Raw genomic sequence first — 3,950 nt, 5'->3', positions numbered from 1 at the left:
AATTTTAATTCATTTTCTCTTTATTTAAAAGTGATATTTGAAATAATTGCCTTATTCTTCTGGTTAGCAATTCAAAGTGAGTATCTAAACATAAAGTTACGTTAATAATTTTTATTAGGGATCATAATTACTACATTACTTTTATCATACCAAATCGCTGACCTTGATCCTCCAAATCATATGATCAAATCCTTTGTCCCAATAATCCTTTAACAAATAATTAGGGTCTCCAAATTTCTTTTTCCAGATTTTTTGTGCACTAATATATCCACTATCTAAACAAAATTCTTCTATGCCTTTATTCTTTAAAGTAAAATACATTGTATTCAATAGCAAATTCCCTACCCCTATTCTCTGGTAGTCAGGATGAACAAATACTGTACCTACCTCAATTACCTCTTTGAAAGCGTTGTTTGTACATTTACATATGAGATCACTTGCTGGGCCATATTCAATTGAACCAATAATTTTATCGCCATCTAAAGCAATCAAAAAATATTTTTTCTCACCATTGCTTTCAAAATCATTTTCTAAGTATTTTTCCTTAATTTCGACTTCATCATTAATATCATTCAACCTCTCCCCTAAACCTTCTTTAATAAACGTATCAGTAATCACAATTCTAAAAAATGAATTTAACTCTTTTATGTCTTCGATTCTTGGCCTTCTTATCTCCACTTTAAGCACCCCAAAACTCCTCCTCACTCCTATTCACTTCAACACCGTAATTCAGTTAAGTCCCCGAAAGCTGAAGATCGAATTTTAGTAGCTAATCACTAAAATTAAGAAGAAAACTTCGATTAAGTTAAATATTATAGTTTTCTAAAAAGTATATTTTTCTTTCTTTTCTACAAAGTCTTCTTCACTTATTTCACTCTTGTTAGTAACTAAAAGTGACTGAAATGCTTTGAATAGTTCTTGTATTTCTTCATGTTCATTAATTAATTTCATACTTTTTTGGTATTCATCTTCATCCTTATATCTTGAAATCTCTATCCACTTTGTAACATCTTCCTTGCTATTTAGATAAATTGTATGAAAATCTAAATACCTACTATAGATTTCTAATGCTTTTTCCTGTACACCTAAATACTCATCTACTTTATCTTTTTGAATATGATACTGATAAACTTTAACAAACATCATTTTCTCCCCCAAATCCAAAATCCTAATTAAACAATCCCGCCCTGTTAACAAAAAATGCTTTCCTAATTATTATCAACCTTTCATTTTTGAACTCAAGCACCCGTTACTTCAATAAGGAAACAATCTGGATCGTAAAAACAACCGATTCTTTTTGGTTTTGTTTGAATAAACGATTAGCCAATAGCAAAAGTACAAGCCACTTTTTTGAATCGGAATATACTGAACATGATATTGAGAGTAAGGGGGTGAAACCATGAATCCTTGGTTCAACTCTTCTTGTATTAGTGAACAGGAAGTTAGATTAAAAAGTTCCATGCGTTTAGTTTGGGAACAACACGTATACTGGACAAGAATGACAATCAATAGCATTGCTTTTAATTTACCTGATTTAGACTTTAATACTGCACGTCTTCTCCGGAACGCTACAGATATGGGAAATTTACTAAAGCCTTACTATGGAAATAAAATAGCCGCAAAGTTCAGCAGCTTAATAAGGGAGCACCTGGTAATTGCTGCGGAAATTGTCAAAGCCGCAAAAGCAGGCAATCAAATAGCTGTAGCAGCTTTAGAGAGAAGATGGTACGCAAATGGAGAAGAAATTGCCGAATTCCTAAATAGAATAAATCCTTTTATATCACTAAATGAATTCAGAGAAATGTTTTTCGAGCATTTGGCACTTACTACAAAGGAAGCAGTATTTATACTTCAAGGAGATTTTAAATCAAGTATTGCTGTGTTTGATAAAATTGAGTTGGAAGCTTTACAAATGGCGGATACAATAACGAATGGAATTGTGGAACAATTCCCCAAAAAGTTTCATATTTAAGAGTTGCTGATTGCACTATAAGATAAAAAATGGCGCTAATTTCAGTGCCTTTTTTATTTAGTTTTTGTGATTTCAAATTGAACTAGACCGTCCGTTAGAGTCGTATCAAATAAAAAAACATCAAAATATTAATAGGCTGAAAATAAGTGGAGGGTTGTAAGCTCGTTCTTTTTATTGAGGTTGGTCCATATATATTGAATGACTGAGGAAAGTACGGTGAAAAATATGTGGCCAGCCTTAATGCTAATAGTAGATTTTGTACTGTTTTTTATCTTCCCTTTGGGATTTTGGGAGCTGGGTAGGGAGGTTGTAGGGGACTATCCCGCCATGCTTCTCTCCACCCTTCCGGGAATCTTTTATAGCTTGTACCGATTCAAAAATAATGCAAGACTTCATTATACGGGAATATGTGTCATCCTGAATTTAACCGCAGGCCTATTGGTAGATTTGCTGTCTGGGTCTGCCCTGCAGCTGTTATGGAATAATATTTTTTACTCAGCTGCCTTACTATTTATATATTCCGTAAGCATTGCAGTAAGGAAGCCGCTTTATTTATACTTTACATTGGATCTGATGGCGATGAGGGGATATGACAGAAAAATAACAAAAGAGTTGTTTTTTGAAAAGAAGACATACAAGCTTTTTCAACTAATAACACTAATATATTGTGCGAATGAACTGATATATATTGTATGTTTATCAAGATGGATCATGAAATACGGGGTAGAGGCATACCGTCTTGATATTATACTGGTTAGTTCCCTTAATATCATATTGTCCATTGCTTCGCTGGCGTCCTTCTTCTTTATCCATCAGGCTGTGAACGACATAACTCCGGTCAAAAAAATTGCTATAGCAAAGCCAAGAAGAACATTACTTTCTATATCATCTTACTGGACTTCCTTTCATTTTGAACGGGCTTACTTTTATTTTAGCACCCATAAGCGGTAGCGGGAGTATTGAACTTTAATTAAACGTTTAGTTAAAAATGCACCTCTGTCTATTTTGAGACTAGGGGAAAGCTAGTCTCTCATTTTTTACTCTTGTGATGCGATAAGCTCTCTATTAAACGGGTGAAAGCTACTTTAATTGAAAGTCGATTCTTCTGTCACTTATTTAATAAAGTCGACTCTTATAGCCTTCTTGTAAATCCTTTGCTACTTGATCAGCAGTAACATTGGGTATTTTAGCGTGAGCTACCAACATTTGAGGAACTGAGGGAAGATTCTCTTTTGCTAACCATGAATCCGGGTTCCACAATTCTGAACGAATGAAAGCTTTAGCACAATGTGCAAAGCACTCCTCTACCTCTACTAAAATACCAAATAAAGGGACTCGACCATTTACTGTGTTCATTTCTAGAAGCTCTGGATCACGACAAATATAAGCTTTCCCATTTATTCTTAATGTTTCTCCTAAACCAGGAATGAAAAATAGAAGCCCGATATTAGGGTTGGTAATAATGTTTTCGACGGAGTCCATTCTTCGATTTCCTGGTCGTTCTGGAATAAACAAATGCTGGTCATCCAGAACTGTCACAAACCCAGGGGAATCTCCTCTTGGTGAAACATCACATTGCCCTTCCGAATTAGAAGTTGACAATGACAAAAATGGTGACTTAGAAATAAAGTCTCTGCAATGCTGGTCGATAAAAGAAATTACTTTATTAGCAGCTCTTTGACTTGGTTGTCCAATAAATGAACGGAACTGTTCAAATTCTTCTTTTGTAGAGATAATCTCTTTAAACTTAATACTCATCTTATCACCTTTAAATAATGGAATATAAACCCATTATACAACATAAAAAATTGGTACCACAAAAATTATTAGAATTTTTTCAAAGTTTATAGATATAAGTATACAATCTTTTGCTCTTATCAATATTATAAGAACCTTTAACCATTGACTATACCTAATATTATTTTAAATTCTTTATGGTTTTTCTTTTTTGGTTAATATAATAACTCAACTTTCGCAC

The 3,950-nt window shown here is 33.5% G+C and carries 5 protein-coding genes; 2 read left to right on the top strand and 3 right to left on the bottom strand.

The features are described 5' to 3' along the window. Positions 1-144 precede the first annotated feature (144 nt). Positions 145-687, bottom strand: coding sequence for a GNAT family N-acetyltransferase (locus V7150_RS26105; RefSeq protein WP_335524136.1), 543 nt, complete (start codon positions 685-687; stop codon positions 145-147). A gap of 135 nt (positions 688-822) precedes the next feature. Beyond that, the gene (locus V7150_RS26100) at positions 823-1,143 is read right to left on the bottom strand and encodes a hypothetical protein (protein ID WP_335524135.1); all 321 of its coding nucleotides are present in this window, start codon (positions 1,141-1,143) and stop codon (positions 823-825) included. A gap of 256 nt (positions 1,144-1,399) precedes the next feature. Here V7150_RS26100 and V7150_RS26095 point away from each other — a divergent pair, with 256 nt between their 5' ends. Continuing rightward, entirely contained in the window at positions 1,400-1,972 is a 573-nt protein-coding gene (locus tag V7150_RS26095) for an acetylglutamate kinase (protein WP_335524133.1), read from the top strand. Between the two features lie 225 nt (positions 1,973-2,197). Beyond that, complete coding sequence (locus tag V7150_RS26090) at positions 2,198-2,923, top strand: VC0807 family protein (RefSeq protein ID WP_335524138.1); 726 nt, start codon at positions 2,198-2,200, stop codon at positions 2,921-2,923. Between the two features lie 165 nt (positions 2,924-3,088). Here V7150_RS26090 and V7150_RS26085 read toward each other — a convergent pair whose 3' ends face one another. Beyond that, a complete protein-coding gene (locus V7150_RS26085) occupies positions 3,089-3,730 on the bottom strand; it encodes a pyridoxamine 5'-phosphate oxidase family protein (protein ID WP_335524131.1) in 642 nt (213 codons plus the stop codon). Positions 3,731-3,950 lie beyond the last annotated feature (220 nt).

This window comes from Neobacillus drentensis, from assembly GCF_036965245.1.
Classification (GTDB): domain Bacteria; phylum Bacillota; class Bacilli; order Bacillales; family Cytobacillaceae; genus Neobacillus; species Neobacillus drentensis_G.
The sequence above is the reverse complement of the archived record's forward strand: the minus strand, read 5'-3'. Positions and strand labels throughout refer to the sequence as shown.